This window comes from Methylobacterium sp. (assembly GCF_019745455.1).
Taxonomy (GTDB): Bacteria; Pseudomonadota; Alphaproteobacteria; order Rhizobiales; family Beijerinckiaceae; genus Methylobacterium.
On the sequence record NZ_JAIETD010000027.1, the window covers coordinates 1 to 13161 of the forward strand.

The following is a 13161-nucleotide window of genomic DNA, read 5'->3' on the forward strand; positions in this document are numbered from 1 at the left end:
CGTCTCGATCGGATGCCGAACGCGATGAAGATCCGTCGCCAGACCGTGGAGCACCCGGTTGGGATCCTGAAGGCCTGGATGGGTGCCACCCACTTCCTGACCCGGACCTTTGCGATAGTCATGACCGAGATGAGTCGACAGGTTCCGGCCTACACCAAGAAGCGGATGATTCAGATCTCCGATCTCGGTCCGCTGGTGGCGGCCATGCCTGAGGCTCGGCACTTCGACCTACAAAGCTGCTCTGCCCGTACGCCTGAGGGTCTGCAAGACCTGCGTTCTCACACGGCCTCGGTCGGAAGCGGAACCTCCGCTTCCGGCAGCCCCATGCCCGGATGCGCCTCACTGAGATGGCTGGAAAGCGGAACCTCTACTTCTAACAGGTGAGTTGGCAAATCGGTCAGGTGGCGATTTGGTGGTGCCAGCCGCCATTGATCCGCCCTCCGATAGCTAGCTCGATTCAAATCGATAATCACCAATGCAATCCGATCCGACAGCCTATCTATCGAGTCAGAATAATCGGACAGTTTCGCGGTTGCATGCTAGAATGACGATTGCTGTCATTCGATTTGGTGCCTGGATGTAATTACCCTGCAGCGCGCGGAGGGCTCGTCATGAAATACGTCATGGTCGCTTTTGGTCTTTTCACTGGCCTGCTTGCATATGTCCCAACGGAAGCGAGTGCCGTGGTCTGTGCACGCGGTGTCTATCGAGCAGGCTGCGTAGGTCCTAGTGGTGCGGTTGCCGTTCGGCGCGGATATTACGGGCCACGTGCAGTCGGGGTGGTTCGGCGCGGTTACTACGGGCCACGTGCAGTCGGGGTGGTTCGGCGTGGATACTACGGGCCGCGCGTGGTCCGTGTTCGACGCTGGTAACTTCCAATAGGTCTTTTCCACCCTCAACTACGAGATTGGGCCACGATACAGGCTCGGCTCATGCAAGGCCCTGCTTGAGGATCGGTCTTGAAGATACCTCCATGGCAGCGAGGTCGTTGAGACGCTTCTCGATGGCCTCGCGCAAATCTCCGATCATCCGCTCGAAAAACTGAAATTGGTCACGCTCGATCTCACCGGCTGCAAGCCGCTCGAAAAGCCAGTCCGAAATTCCTTCCAGCTCCGTGTCGGCGGTGGCGAGCTGCGCTGCTGAACCCACCTTGGCCAGCCTGAACAGCTGAAGAACGCGAAGCAACTTCGTCTTTTCCTCGCGGCTGCGGCGCAGCCGACGCCTGGAGGCGATCCAGGCGGCGAGGGGCGCCAGTACGGCGAAGACCATGACGGCCAACCAGTAGAAGTTGATTGTCTGGTCCAGCAGACTCTCCTGTTCGCCGTTCAGATAGGCGAGTGTTCCGGGATGTACGGGAAGCAGCAAGGACCGCTCCGTCTCGGGCGCTTCCATCTGTGCTGCTGCTGGCAGTGTGGCGACGAGCTTCGCCTTCGTCGTCAACATGAGCCGTGTGATCTCGCCAGCAACACGGTCCGGCAGTGAGGCGCGCGAGACGAGCAGGGTGCGGACGGCGAAGGTGTGGATCGCCTCGTCGGGTTCGCTCGGCGTCCCCCCGTAAGTTCCCTGCTTGATCTCGATTGACTTGTAGGCAGGGTTCCGGGCGACGATGGCATCCGCTTCCGCGATGTCGAGGTAGGACGGCTTTGCCTTGAAGCTCTTCCGGATACCCGCGAAGGCGTCCGGTATCGGCCCCGGACCAAGCGGCCCGGTAAGGACTGCCGCTGCGACGCGACGTGCTTTCAGGACGGGTCCGAATTCCGTCGCGGGCATCTCGATGAGATTGGCCTCGCGCAGGCCATAGAACTGCAAGAAAGCCTTCAGCAGGCCGGGATCAGACCCTTTCGCTACGGCGAGCTTCTGGTCCGCGAGTTGGCTGACATTCTCGATCTTGGACTCCGGCGGCAGCAGAACCGAGACACCATCTTGCCGAAGGACGAAGATCGTCCGGCCAATCGCCGCCGCCTCTTGGTCGCTCCGCACGACGGCGAGATCGACGCGACCTTCCTTGAGCGCCTCTGCGCTCTCGGACAGGTTTTCCTTCGGCACCGGGACGAGCCGCACAAGGGGGTGTTCGGCAGACAGATCGCGGATGAAGGCGGCGAGTACTCTTTGCCCGTCGCTGCCGACTGGGCCTGTTGCAAGGGTCAGAGTGTATCTGGCCGATATCAGCGAGGGATGGCGTGTCAGGGTGTAGACGCCACCCGCGGTCCCGACGAAGAGGACCCCGACAACCGCGACGATCTTGAGGAATGGCATCATATCGGGCCGGTCCCGACGGGCGCGTCGCAGGTTGAACGGACGCGGCAGAAATCCAGAACTGAGACAGCCCGATCGGCAGACGCGAAGGCCCACGGCAAGTCGGTGAGCTGCTTGACGAAGGCCTTACCGGTACCGCTCGGCGACGGTGTCATCCTGAGCACCAGCAGAAAATAGAAGGTTGCAAAGGCAGTGAATATTACCGCTAACGTAGGAAGACTTTCGAAGACAGCTATTTCAATGTCCGCTAAGCACGAGAGTCTGGATCGGTAGCATCAGTGCCTGGATCCGCAGGATCATGGCGTGGACGATCCCAGTGGCATCGACAGCATGGAGGACCAAACTCCTCGTGGTACTGAGCGTGCCTGAGGCGATCAGATCGTGATTGCTGGTATAGGCGTTGGCGATGCAGCTACTGCCCGGCGTCACGCCTTCGAGTCCACCGGCGTAGAGCGGCTCAAGGAAGACGGTAATGGTCCCCGGTCGCACCACCTGCTGCGCATCGATGAGCTGCTCACCGCCTCGGAACTGCCCGGCGGCGATGAAGTCCTGCACGCTCGTCACCACCATCGGGATCACGGTCCAGGGTTTCGAGACGCAGGTGACCTCGGCCAGCATGCCGACCTTCATTACCTGAGCCTCGATTTGCCCGAAGCCCGCCGTGATGGCCTTTCGCCCGGCGCCGTCGGGGATCAGCACGCCGGCGGGTCGCAGGAAGGGGTTGACGATGTCGCCGACCCGCAGGGTGAATTGCTCCACCCGGCCCTTCACGCCGGCACGGATCGTGGTCTTGGCGATCTCAACCTCGGCCTGCGCCAATGCCGCCTGGGCGCTGGCCTTCTGGGCTGGAAGTAGGCTGCTCAACTGCGCTTCGGCGGTCTGCTTGGCGGCCGTCGCCGCAGCGACAGCCCCCTGCCGGCCGCTCACGACGTTCTGGAGCTTCTCGATCTCGCGAACGGCAACGATGCCGGCGCCGCGCCGGTTCAGTTCCTGCTTCGTCTCAAGTTCGTCGATGGCCTGTTGGAGGCCGCTACGAGCCTCTTGGGCCTTGCCTTCGGAGGCCACGATATCGGACCGTGCCGCCACCATCGCTGCTTCGACCTCGGCAATCTTGCGGCGGGCGGATTCCGCGGCGGCCTCCTGGGTCGCGCTGTCCAGGCGGAAGATTGGTTCGCCCTGCTTGACCTCGCCGCTGATACTATTGACGTAGATCTCGGCTACACGTCCGCTTACCTCCGAGACGATGGGAACGGTTCTGTAGTACAAGGTCGCGGTCTTTGTGGATGGGTGATAATAGAAAATCACCGTGATCAGCCCTACGGAGAGCATAAGGCACGAGACGATGCCCCATCGTAGCTCGAACCACACCGAGTAGAGCGTGATTTCCTTGCCGAACCGCTTGCCTTGACCGAAGCGTCGGAAAAGATAGTCCGGCAGGATCGTCAGCACCGAGCACAGTAAGATTTCGAGCATGGATCAGGTCCTCGTCGTACTGGCCGGAACGATCCTCGGGATGGGCCGCGGTGGGGGCGGAATCTCGTCATGGTGGCCATCGACGACACCGGTCTCGTCGTGAGCGTCGGCGGCTCCCTTGCCGGGGGCAATGCCCGCCATCCGTTCGAGGGATCCTGCGATCCGACTGAGCGTCCCTCCGAAGTTCGGAATATCGATCAGTGCAAGGAGGAGGCCCATCACCCAGAACAGATGGATGTGCGTGAAGAGGGCGAGCAGCCCCAGTACGGCGACGATCTCGAATTGCAGCTTGTGGCTCTTGTGGGCCATCCGTTCGGGCAAGGTGTGCAGGCGCAGGAACAGAAGCCCCGCCGCCATCACCACGACGACGAGAACCACCGCCATGACAGACATAAACACGTCTGTCCCGTCGGCCGGTGGAATGAATATCGGCAAATGATGCGGTGCAGCCGGATTGATGGTGTCGGTCATGCGAACCTCCGACAGAAGTGGCGACGCTATCAAGACACCAGTATGCGCCGCCTGCCGAGAGTAAATTTCCAAACCCTCTCCGCGCGAGACTCAAGCTACACTAGATTCGCACGCTCGTCTCGCCTGCCACGTCGAAAAAACATTATCGGTTACCTCCCACCCGTACAGGTTGACGGACTCATATTGTTCCGCGTCCGTCGGTCCTCCGGCTGGGATTGCCCAGATCCATGCGTTGGGGGAACGGCGGTCAATCACTGGACGGATCAACGACGAGGGTGGACTGCAACTTCACCCTTGAGTTCGAAGTAAGGTAACCGGGGCAATTGGCGAAAACCTTAGGCGATTATCCAATCGTGGCGCATAGTGAACACGACATAGGACGCCTCATGCCCATCATCGAAATCAAGAGTCTGCCACGATCAGCGGCAGCTATCGCAACCATCGTCGGAGCGACCCGTGCGCTGGAGAGGACGTTCCCGGTCATCATTGATGATGTCGTCCTCAACCGGCTCGAAAGGGCCATATCAGCCCTCTTCGAGGCCGAGGCCATCGCGGCGCGCCGAGACGTGCCGGAGGCAGCGTGACGGGCGCGGCGCGGATCGCAGAGACAGACGCCCGGACCGCAAAGCCGATCGGCTCAGAGAAGCCCTAAACCATTGGCTCGGGCTCGGGGATGGGCACATCGCCCATCCACAGCCCGGCGAATGTCAGCGTTGCCGAGTAGACGGTCAAGTTGGTCTCGTCGCGCACCGGGACCGTGAACGCCTGCTTGTCGCCATCTGTCGGGATCACATCCCTTGCGATCACAGGCAGCGCATTCATGGCCTCATCCTTGATGGCGTCCACGTTGGCACAATCGGTGCCCTCGCTGTCTCGGATGAACGACCGTCCATCGTAGATATCGAAAAAGTAGCGGGGCACTGTCGCCTCACTGATCAATGCCCCACCCTGAGGACAAAATCGCCGGTGTGACCGATTTGTTCTGTACGTCAGCATACGGAGCTTCGTGCGGGTGAAGGCACGAACGACATGATCTCCATTGGATGGAGGTTGCCAGGTTCTGCTTCGATCACCTTCGCCCGAGCGAGCTTAATTGCCCCGAATCGAGTTGCTCGAGTATCCGCGTCAATGCCGCAACGTTGTTCTTGTCTTCGGCATCTTCAAGGGCGTCTTGCAGCACCAGGCGGATGTCCTCTGCGTCGACCCTTTCCATGTCCCAGTCCGGATAGAGACGCTCTCGCTCCTCCTCGCTCTGACTCAGCGAGACGATATCGTAATGCCGCGGATCGCCATGCAGGCTTGCGATCAGCTTCTGTATTTCGGTGGCCGGCCCCTCGATCCACTGGAAGAAAACGCCGCTGCCGAAAACCAGCACCCCGGTGATGCCGCGCGCGAGATTGTTGCGCTGGGCCGATTCGACGATGCGACCGATTTCAGCCTCGTCGACGCCGTCGGCGGCACGGCTACAATAGACGAAATGATAAAGTGCCGGCAGCGCGACTTCGTCCAACTCAACGTCGCGTCGAAAACCGTGTTCGTCGAACATGGTCGGGCTCGCCTTTTCATGCCAGGCAGGTCAATCCGCCCAACGCATGAGCGGCAGGATAGCGCAACGAACCCGATATGACATTAAACATAGCCGACCAGAGCGTGGCGCGGGCGATCGCGGCCATCGTGGAGGACGATGAGCCTAGGTCGACAGGGCGTTGAGCGTATGAAAAAGCCCCCCCTCATCGTGAACCGAACGGAGTCGAATGGCGTGCATGGAGGGACATGTTCAGACAGTACCAACTGGTCGGTGTAAGACGACGTGCGGACGTTCCCGCCGAGACCAGGATGTCCCGATGAAGCTCATGATTTTGTCCATAATGGCACTCGGCCTCATCACTACGATCCCCGCCGGTGCGCAGAGCGTTCCGCCTGGTCTGGATGACCGACCTGCCAACAACCTGCCGCGTACGAGACAAGAGCAGGAGCTCGACTTGGAGGGCCAGCCGCCGGGACGGATCGAGCAGCCGTCGCCGGATGTGGATGAATTCGGAGCCCCGGAAGTCGATGATGACACCGACATCGTTCCCGGGGTGAGGCCGTCAAGTCCGCGCCGCTTCTGAGGCTCGCGAAAAGCGTTCGTGCAGGATGGGCTGCGAAGTCACGAGGCGACGCCCAACCCTCAGGGACTTGTCGTCTGAAGCGGAGAGACGTTCGATGACGCCTCAGCTACGCGTCGAGATCGTGAGCGAACGGATCACAGGTTTCGACAGTGCCGTGACATAGCTCGGCAGCACCCTGTGAGCCTGCTGTCCGATCCTTGCAATCTCACGCCCTCAGAACTGGCCCACCGGACGCCCCACTCCCGACGAAGCAGAATGGGAGGTCGGAGAGGAACGTAAACACCTATGAACGGCGCAACTGGCGTCTCACCACCACGGAGTCCTGGCGGGTGATCGCGTGAACCTGAACGATCCGATTGGCCAGATCGGGCTCGTTGGCGTGGAAAATGAACATGCTCGATGTCTCTGCGCCCGGACCGCTAACCCGGAAGGAAAACGACGCGTTGCAAGCCAATTGTTCCATAGCCCGAGAACCTGCACCGGCCTGGGACTATGGAGAGGGCCAAGCAAGGTTCGATTGTGCCCGAAATTGAAGACAGATCGTCCTATAGATCTGTGGCCGAGAGCACCTGAGGCTAGGAAGGCTGCTCCTCTCCGACATGTTCTTCCTCTTCGGTCAGTTCAGGCCCTTTATCGGCATCATCGCCGACAAGCTCATCAAGTTCGTCAATGAGGTCGTTCACCTGATTTTCGGTAGCGAGGATGCGGTAGATCTCTCCATCCACCGACTCAAAGGTCAATCGGTAGCTGCCCTCTGTTTTGTCCGTCAGCACGCGAGCAAGCTTTTTGGTCAACGTCATTCACATTCCCATCTAAGTTCATAAAATAAATGTCATATCCCTGCACTGTACGTGCAATGAGGATGAGATTTTATTGTCTAGCTTCTATTCAGATCAAATCCGAGAAGACGCGATCAGACCAGACCGGTGATACCGTCGGACGTGTTGGAGTATATTGCGGTTCAACTCGTGACGGCTTCGCGCCTCTCGGGCCAGGCGTAGTTTTCGCCTGGCGCTTCGGTTTTTCGGGACCGCCAACCGCATCGTGTTCGAAGAGCAAGCACGCTCCGTCCTCATCCAAGATCCAGCCCCTGTCAGCCCAGCCGATAAAGCGGCCATCGAGGGCGTAGATCCTGTCATCTTGAATGAAGGCTGCAGCTTTACCTTCCCAAAGATAGAGACTGTGCCCATCCTGGCAAAACGCCGCCTCATTGCCTGCCCTGTCGAAAAACTCGATCATGAGCGGCTCATATCCCGATATGACTGTTGTGCAATGAACGAAGGTCAACGTAGCTCACGGTCTCGCTGCTCCATGTCGGTCCATCACTATCGTGGAGCCGCTTGGCCAGCGGGGTGTGCTTGTCGCCTTGATAGAACCCCATGATGACGGTCTGGCCATCGGTATCATTTCGCTCGATCCTGTAAGCCGGCTGGATACCCGGGCCAAGTCGGCTGAGGCGAACGCACAGTGTCGGATTCTTCGCTTGATCTGGCACCATGTTGAGGTAGACGCCTTTCACGTAGGCGAGGCGGTCTGCTTTTCGCCCCGCAAGATCAATGATCGAGACGTTTTCGGCGAGCATGTCCGTTTTATTCATGATAAGATGCCTTCTTGAAATCAATGATTATTCGGCTGGAGGTCGAATACAGTTCTTTTTCTTCACAGCACGGCAGGTGCTTCCTCGGTCGTGACCAGGAATTTCGTGAGGGTATTTACCCCGAATGTCAGCGTTAGCGGCACATCAGCGGCGTCCCGCCCGTAAGCAATGAGGATGCGGCCGATGCGAGACGAGTTATTGCGCGGATCGAAAGTGTGCCACCGGCCATCGAGAAAGACTTCCATCCAGGCCGCGAAATCACCCGGCGCGTGCGGAAGCGGAAGTCCGATGTCGCTCACATAGCCATTGCAGTAACGGGCTGGAATGTTGATGCATCGGCAGAACGCGATGGCGAGGTGCGCATAGTCGCGGCAAACACCCTGCTGTTCCTCGAACACGTCGAACGCGGTGCGTGTGGGGCGGGCATGCTCATAGCCAAACGCAATCCGGTCATGGGCGTAGTCACAGATCGCCTGGACCCTGCTCCAGCCGGATGGAAGATGCCCAAACAGGTCCCAGGCGATCTGCGAAAGCCGGTCGGTCTCGCAGTAGCGGCTGCCTAGCAGGAACAGCAGGGTGTCTGTCGGGAGCTTCGCTACTGGCGTCTCTTTCGCGTCGAGCACGGAGTGGTCGCCTTTACCTTCGTCGCGCACGATGGTCTCGGTTCTCAGCGTGAACACGCCCGCCGGAGCGGTCATCCGTTGGCACCAGTTCCCAAAGCTGTCGCGATAACCCTCCAGGGGCACTGACGGACTCGTGACGAGGTAGTCCGGACGCTCCAGATCCGAGACCCGCGACGCATGGACGTTGAGCGTCGCTATGACCGGCGTGGGCTCGTGAAAGGTGTAGGTCATCTCGCAGCCGACAAGGATGCGCATGGGCTCTCTCCAAGGTAAGAACGCTCGGGCCGCGTGACCCATCGTCGACGTACGGAGGGCGACAGGGGTCGTGTAAGTGCAGGGTCGGCAGCGGTTCCTGGAACGCGCTTCTGCCGCCGCCTACCTCGGCCGCAACGGTGAATGCATGAAGCGCTTCGCCGCCGACGGCGAAGGAAAGGCTCCAAAGCTTTCACCAACCTGTCTGGTCGACGAATTTGAGGGTCAAGAGGTGCTGCCAGCCCGGAAGCGAAGAACTGCCATGGCCGCCGTGATGCCGTCTTGAATCGCCCGAAAGGGAAGGTCCGAGAATGCCTCGTCCGGCTTCTCGTTGATCATGAAGTGTCTTTCTCGAAAGGCGAATTCGCGACAGGGATCTAGAACTACCCCATCTTTAACGGCGGTTCGATATCCCTATCAGAGTTCTTGGTGAAACGATGCAAAAATCTCGAAAATCGACGTAAGATGCGCGCCCTGAGATTTTCGATCAGGGCAATTCTGTCGGCAAATAGAGAGGAAGTTCGTGCTTCCCGGTCGAGAAGAACTTGCCTTTTCAGCCCGCGAACGGCGCGATAGGCGGCACTGATGTCTCGATCCACTTTCCAGCTACCACCGCCGATAGGCTCCTGCGGCGAAGTTAGGTCGCAAGCGGGGTAGGCGAGTATCCACCGTTTAGGCAATCCCACGGGCGAGAACGCAAAACTGGTTCTGCCGAAGCAGGCCTGTTGTGGCGCTCCTTCGCAAACAGCTGGTATGCCTCCTCCATGCAAGCCACGGTCCGATGAGGCCGTTTGGATGGGGAGCAGGATTGGCCAAGGTATCGCTTCCAAGAGGCCGGGAGGGATGGCTTCCCCTTGGGCTCGCCATCTTGCTCGGCCTCGGCGTCATCGCTGCATTCTACCTGACGGGTCCCGCGACCCTGACCATCGCGGTCGCTCCGAGCGGGGGCACGGAGCCCACGCTGCTGCGGGCCTTCGCGAACGAACTTGCGCGAACGAAAGCCGGTATCCAGCTGAAGGTCTTGTCCCTTGATGGTGTTCGCGAAAGCGCAGAGGCGCTGAAGGCCGGTAAAGCCGACCTCGCCGTCGTCAGGCCCGACGTATCGATGCCGGGCAACGGTCTGACCCTGGCCGTGCTGCGAGAGCTCGCTGTCCTGGTCGTTGCGCCCACCGCGTCTGGCATCAAGGCAATTCCCGACCTTGCCGGCAAACGCCTGGGAATCTTGGCGGAGAGGACTGCCGACCGCACCTTGGTTCGCGACCTCCTCGCCCATTACGGGTTGGAGTTGTCATCCGATACGCCCGGCGGCGGCGTACCGCCAAGAGCCGTCGCGCTTGTGCCCGTCGAAGAGGCGGATCTTCTCACGGCCCTCGCGGACGCTCGCATCAATGCGATGGTACTGGTGACGACACCCACCTTCGCGGCCGCGCGACGGGTCGTCGGCAACATCGGACAAGCAGGCGAGAACAGCGGTGTCACGCTGTTCGGGGTACCGGACGCCGCGGCGGTCCTGACGCGCCATCCCCATCTCCAACCGGTCACGGTTCCGGCGGCGCTGTTCGGCGGCGATCCCCGGCTGCCGGAGGAGGACGTCGCGACCGTCGGCTCATCCTATCGCCTGATGGCGCGCGCCAGCCTTTCGCGCAGCCGCGCCGCGGAGGTGACGCAGCACCTGTTCGAGATGCGGGCCGCGATCGCCGAGACGGTCCCGGCGGCGAACGTCGTCGCCCATCCGGCCTATGAGCACACCGCCGATGCCACCAGCGCGCGCCTTCCCATCCATCCGGGCGCCATCGACTATTACGAGCGCGAGCAGGAGACCTTCATCGAGCGCTACGAGAGCTGGATCTACCTCGTCGCTATCTTCGGCGGCGGCCTGGGTTCCGTGTTCGCCTGGTTGCGTCAGCGCCTCGGCCGCATCCGTCGGGAGCGGATCGAAGTGGCGACATCGCGCCTGCTCGAGCTTCGTTCGGCCGCTCGCCGCGAGAGCGACCGCGAGCGCCTGGCTGCGATAGCCGGCGAAGTGGACGAGCTCGCTGCGAGCATCGCGCGCCAGGCCCTCAATCGCCCGACGGAACTCCGGATGCTCGGCGCCGCCCAGGTCGCCATCGACGCTGCGCGATCCACGGTCGGCCGCGCGATGGGGCAAAGGGATACGCCTGACTAAGGGACCAGTTGCAGATCCACGAAACGTTGGCATTGAGCGCGATTACGCGCCCTGAGGCGGCTCCCGCCCGGACCGGCACCACTCCCCTGCGCCGAGCCTTCAGCCAAGATGAACGATCGCTTTCGGGCGAGGCAAAAACCGACGTCCATTATGATGACGGGACGATATCAGTCCGTCCGCCTTGATGACGATCAACCGACGCGGAACACGTCCCTGAACCATACCGTCGCCAGAAGCGAGCCAGCCTCATCCATGATGTCGATCCGCTGCCCATCGAGGAGCTCGCCGATCTTCAGCTTCTCGGAGAGGACGGTGCGTGCGCCCTCAACGGCTTCGGCTTTCGCAGCATCGAGGTCGGGTAGGTCATAGCCCTCCTCATCCGGGATCGTCCGTTCGCCATCTCGAATATGCAGGTAGTAGCGCGGCATCGCTCAATAATCCGGGATCGTTCCTTGGTTCTCCGCCGGCCGACAGATCGTAACGTTTAGGCCGTGAGAGTCTCAACGGTCTCAAGGGCAGCGCGGGGCACGAGCCTCTAGAGCATCGCGGACCATATGCGCTCACTCTCAGGTTAGCTCAGGCGTCAGCGTTGGTTCGATCAAGCGGCGATACTCACGCTCTGGCAGGCCGTAGCTGCCGCTTGCAGCGGTGATCAGCTTTTGGCGGTCTAGGATCGTGATCCGGCCACGCTGGGCACGGATCATGTGCTCGCCTTCGAGAACCTGGACAGCCACCGTCACACCCGGCCGGCGGGCACCCAGCATGACCGAGAGGAACTCGTGGGTGATCGGGAACTCGTCTCCCTCAACCCGGTCGTGGCACATGAGCAGCCAGCGGGCGAGGCGCTGTTCCACGCCGAACTTGCCATTCGCCAAGGCGGTGTGAGCGACCTGCAAGTGGAAGCAATGCGCATAGCGGGTCAGAATGGGCCAGATCGCTAGATGCCGATCGACGATGGCTCTGACATCGGCGGCTTTCACCCGAAGCGCCTCACCGGCGACCTGAACGAAGTTCTTGTGGGGTGTGCGATCGACCGACAGGAGGAGGGAGGTGCCGATCAGCCCCTCCAAACCGGTGACACCGACCTCGACCTCTACGCCATCCATTGTCGTGGCGACTGACGAGACGATGCCGCTCTCGATGAAATAGGCATGCGTGGTCAAGGCATCTGCCTCGATCAGCACGTCTCTGACGTTGAGGGTGACGAGTTCCAGGCTGGGGTGCAACGCTTCGTAGTCAGCCTCCGAGAGCGAGGCGAGAAGTCGGTTGCGAACGTGGTTGTAAGTCGGCGCTTGCATATGCCCCTCGGCGCGGCAGAGCGAAGCAGAAGGCTCGCATCGCCCAATGAGGCCTCATGTATATCGTACTATCACCGAGTTTCATCGAGCATTTCTTTTGCGTACGATTTGTGCGTTTGATGTACCATACCGTACATTAACTGTATGCAATCCGCTTTCAAAACATAAACCAGATTGGTTTTATCCGAATCAGAAATCCAGGCTATCAATATGTGGTATCGACGGGAACTTTGTCAGCCCAATGCACGTATGGCTTCATCGCTGACCGATTTAAACGGGCGTTGGCGGCCGCAGATCCTTATGTTGCGCCTGATCCAACCACAGTTTGCTACATGCCTCGCTACTTCTTCGACGTTCACAATAGCGTCTCGTTCCCCGACAGCGTCGGGAGCGAGCACGAGGATCTCAACAGCGTCCGGACCGAGGCGCGGCGGTCCCTGATCGAGATCGCAGGAGGCAGCCTTGGCGACAAGGATGCGCTTCAGCTTCGGATGGATGTACGCGACGCGGTCGGCCAGCGCGTCCTCGCTGCAGCACTCCTGATGGTTGTGGAGGATGCGTCGTAGGGAGGCCGGCCCACCTTGCACGATTCTTAACGCAGCGAGAGCCGGCCTTCCTTGTCCTATCGCTACCCACCCGACAGCGAGCACACCGACTACAGCCTGCGGACCGCCGAGGTCTACGCGCGCCGAGCGTCATGGGAACGCGGGACCGCCGCCGGACCAGAGAGGGCAGGAACGGACCGAATTCGGGGGTATCCGGCCCCGAAGAAGCTGGACGCGGGACCCCCTTTCCCTCTACGGAAATGGGCGATGGGCCTGTAGCTCAATGGTTAGAGCCGACCGCTCATAACGGTCTGGTTGCAGGTTCGAGTCCTGCCGGGCCCACCAATTTTCCCTTCGTTTCGTGCTCG

At 60.6% G+C, this 13161-nt stretch carries 16 protein-coding genes, 1 tRNA gene and 1 pseudogene; 7 read left to right on the top strand and 11 right to left on the bottom strand.

All coding sequences use genetic code 11. The annotated features are described in order from the left end of the window. A pseudogene (locus K2Y56_RS05130) lies at nucleotides 1-207 on the top strand (IS5/IS1182 family transposase); the annotation flags it as partial. A gap of 404 nt (nucleotides 208-611) precedes the next feature. Next, nucleotides 612-872, top strand: a complete 261-nt coding sequence (locus tag K2Y56_RS05135; RefSeq protein WP_292505782.1) for a hypothetical protein — start codon at nucleotides 612-614, stop codon at nucleotides 870-872. 58 nt (nucleotides 873-930) lie between these two features. On the opposite strand, the gene K2Y56_RS05140 is transcribed toward K2Y56_RS05135, so the two are convergent. From K2Y56_RS05140 to K2Y56_RS05150, 3 genes are all read right to left on the bottom strand, one after another. After that, nucleotides 931-2259, bottom strand: coding sequence for a TAXI family TRAP transporter solute-binding subunit (locus K2Y56_RS05140; protein WP_292505783.1), 1329 nt, complete (start codon nucleotides 2257-2259; stop codon nucleotides 931-933). Between the two features lie 234 nt (nucleotides 2260-2493). After that, entirely contained in the window at nucleotides 2494-3729 is a 1236-nt protein-coding gene (locus K2Y56_RS05145) for an HlyD family secretion protein (protein WP_292505785.1), read from the bottom strand. A 3-nt stretch (nucleotides 3730-3732) separates the two neighbouring features. Next, nucleotides 3733-4200 (bottom strand): hypothetical protein, encoded by a 468-nt coding sequence (locus K2Y56_RS05150; protein WP_292505787.1) that lies wholly within the window; start codon nucleotides 4198-4200, stop codon nucleotides 3733-3735. Nucleotides 4201-4586: 386 nt separating this feature from the next. On the opposite strand from K2Y56_RS05150, the gene K2Y56_RS05155 reads away from it, so the two are divergent. Further along, nucleotides 4587-4784 (top strand): hypothetical protein, encoded by a 198-nt coding sequence (locus K2Y56_RS05155; RefSeq protein WP_292505789.1) that lies wholly within the window; start codon nucleotides 4587-4589, stop codon nucleotides 4782-4784. A gap of 64 nt (nucleotides 4785-4848) precedes the next feature. Here K2Y56_RS05155 and K2Y56_RS05160 read toward each other — a convergent pair whose 3' ends face one another. Then, on the bottom strand, nucleotides 4849-5121 hold the full coding sequence (locus tag K2Y56_RS05160) for a hypothetical protein (protein ID WP_292505791.1): 273 nt from the start codon (nucleotides 5119-5121) through the stop codon (nucleotides 4849-4851). 148 nt (nucleotides 5122-5269) lie between these two features. Then, entirely contained in the window at nucleotides 5270-5746 is a 477-nt protein-coding gene (locus tag K2Y56_RS05165) for a BLUF domain-containing protein (protein ID WP_292505792.1), read from the bottom strand. A gap of 298 nt (nucleotides 5747-6044) precedes the next feature. Here K2Y56_RS05165 and K2Y56_RS05170 point away from each other — a divergent pair, with 298 nt between their 5' ends. Further along, a complete protein-coding gene (locus K2Y56_RS05170; protein ID WP_292505794.1) occupies nucleotides 6045-6311 on the top strand; it encodes a hypothetical protein in 267 nt (88 codons plus the stop codon). 575 nt (nucleotides 6312-6886) lie between these two features. On the opposite strand, the gene K2Y56_RS05175 is transcribed toward K2Y56_RS05170, so the two are convergent. From K2Y56_RS05175 to K2Y56_RS05190, 4 genes are all read right to left on the bottom strand, one after another. Continuing rightward, nucleotides 6887-7111, bottom strand: coding sequence for a hypothetical protein (locus K2Y56_RS05175; RefSeq protein ID WP_292505796.1), 225 nt, complete (start codon nucleotides 7109-7111; stop codon nucleotides 6887-6889). A gap of 88 nt (nucleotides 7112-7199) precedes the next feature. Next, the gene (locus K2Y56_RS05180; protein WP_292505798.1) at nucleotides 7200-7550 is read right to left on the bottom strand and encodes a 4-fold beta flower protein; all 351 of its coding nucleotides are present in this window, start codon (nucleotides 7548-7550) and stop codon (nucleotides 7200-7202) included. Nucleotides 7551-7557: 7 nt separating this feature from the next. Further along, nucleotides 7558-7908: a hypothetical protein gene (locus K2Y56_RS05185; protein WP_292505800.1), complete on the bottom strand. Its 351-nt coding sequence runs from the start codon at nucleotides 7906-7908 to the stop codon at nucleotides 7558-7560. A 62-nt stretch (nucleotides 7909-7970) separates the two neighbouring features. Further along, entirely contained in the window at nucleotides 7971-8786 is an 816-nt protein-coding gene (locus K2Y56_RS05190) for a transglutaminase family protein (RefSeq protein WP_292505803.1), read from the bottom strand. Between the two features lie 805 nt (nucleotides 8787-9591). Here K2Y56_RS05190 and K2Y56_RS05195 point away from each other — a divergent pair. Beyond that, nucleotides 9592-10950, top strand: coding sequence for a TAXI family TRAP transporter solute-binding subunit (locus K2Y56_RS05195; RefSeq protein ID WP_292505805.1), 1359 nt, complete (start codon nucleotides 9592-9594; stop codon nucleotides 10948-10950). Between the two features lie 191 nt (nucleotides 10951-11141). Here K2Y56_RS05195 and K2Y56_RS05200 read toward each other — a convergent pair whose 3' ends face one another. Together K2Y56_RS05200 and K2Y56_RS05205 are read right to left on the bottom strand one after the other, a co-directional pair. Next, nucleotides 11142-11378, bottom strand: coding sequence for a hypothetical protein (locus K2Y56_RS05200; protein ID WP_292505807.1), 237 nt, complete (start codon nucleotides 11376-11378; stop codon nucleotides 11142-11144). 138 nt (nucleotides 11379-11516) lie between these two features. Then, the gene (locus tag K2Y56_RS05205; RefSeq protein ID WP_292505809.1) at nucleotides 11517-12248 is read right to left on the bottom strand and encodes a Crp/Fnr family transcriptional regulator; all 732 of its coding nucleotides are present in this window, start codon (nucleotides 12246-12248) and stop codon (nucleotides 11517-11519) included. A gap of 332 nt (nucleotides 12249-12580) precedes the next feature. On the opposite strand from K2Y56_RS05205, the gene K2Y56_RS05210 reads away from it, so the two are divergent. Then, on the top strand, nucleotides 12581-12814 hold the full coding sequence (locus tag K2Y56_RS05210; RefSeq protein WP_292505811.1) for a hypothetical protein: 234 nt from the start codon (nucleotides 12581-12583) through the stop codon (nucleotides 12812-12814). Between the two features lie 248 nt (nucleotides 12815-13062). After that, nucleotides 13063-13138 (top strand) — tRNA-Ile (locus tag K2Y56_RS05215). The last annotated feature ends 23 nt before the right edge of the window (nucleotides 13139-13161 follow it).

What these genes read in the sequence shown, in the direction of transcription:
- K2Y56_RS05135 (WP_292505782.1), top strand. Translation starts at nt 612, where the DNA reads ATGAAATACGTCATGGTCGCTTTTGGTCTTTTCACTGGCCTGCTTGCA.
- K2Y56_RS05140 (WP_292505783.1), bottom strand. Translation starts at nt 2,259, where the DNA reads ATGATGCCATTCCTCAAGATCGTCGCGGTTGTCGGGGTCCTCTTCGTC.
- K2Y56_RS05145 (WP_292505785.1), bottom strand. Translation starts at nt 3,729, where the DNA reads ATGCTCGAAATCTTACTGTGCTCGGTGCTGACGATCCTGCCGGACTAT.
- K2Y56_RS05150 (WP_292505787.1), bottom strand. Translation starts at nt 4,200, where the DNA reads ATGACCGACACCATCAATCCGGCTGCACCGCATCATTTGCCGATATTC.
- K2Y56_RS05155 (WP_292505789.1), top strand. Translation starts at nt 4,587, where the DNA reads ATGCCCATCATCGAAATCAAGAGTCTGCCACGATCAGCGGCAGCTATC.
- K2Y56_RS05165 (WP_292505792.1), bottom strand. Translation starts at nt 5,746, where the DNA reads ATGTTCGACGAACACGGTTTTCGACGCGACGTTGAGTTGGACGAAGTC.
- K2Y56_RS05170 (WP_292505794.1), top strand. Translation starts at nt 6,045, where the DNA reads ATGAAGCTCATGATTTTGTCCATAATGGCACTCGGCCTCATCACTACG.
- K2Y56_RS05175 (WP_292505796.1), bottom strand. Translation starts at nt 7,111, where the DNA reads ATGACGTTGACCAAAAAGCTTGCTCGCGTGCTGACGGACAAAACAGAG.
- K2Y56_RS05180 (WP_292505798.1), bottom strand. Translation starts at nt 7,550, where the DNA reads ATGATCGAGTTTTTCGACAGGGCAGGCAATGAGGCGGCGTTTTGCCAG.
- K2Y56_RS05185 (WP_292505800.1), bottom strand. Translation starts at nt 7,908, where the DNA reads ATGAATAAAACGGACATGCTCGCCGAAAACGTCTCGATCATTGATCTT.
- K2Y56_RS05190 (WP_292505803.1), bottom strand. Translation starts at nt 8,786, where the DNA reads ATGCGCATCCTTGTCGGCTGCGAGATGACCTACACCTTTCACGAGCCC.
- K2Y56_RS05200 (WP_292505807.1), bottom strand. Translation starts at nt 11,378, where the DNA reads ATGCCGCGCTACTACCTGCATATTCGAGATGGCGAACGGACGATCCCG.
- K2Y56_RS05205 (WP_292505809.1), bottom strand. Translation starts at nt 12,248, where the DNA reads ATGCAAGCGCCGACTTACAACCACGTTCGCAACCGACTTCTCGCCTCG.
- K2Y56_RS05210 (WP_292505811.1), top strand. Translation starts at nt 12,581, where the DNA reads ATGCCTCGCTACTTCTTCGACGTTCACAATAGCGTCTCGTTCCCCGAC.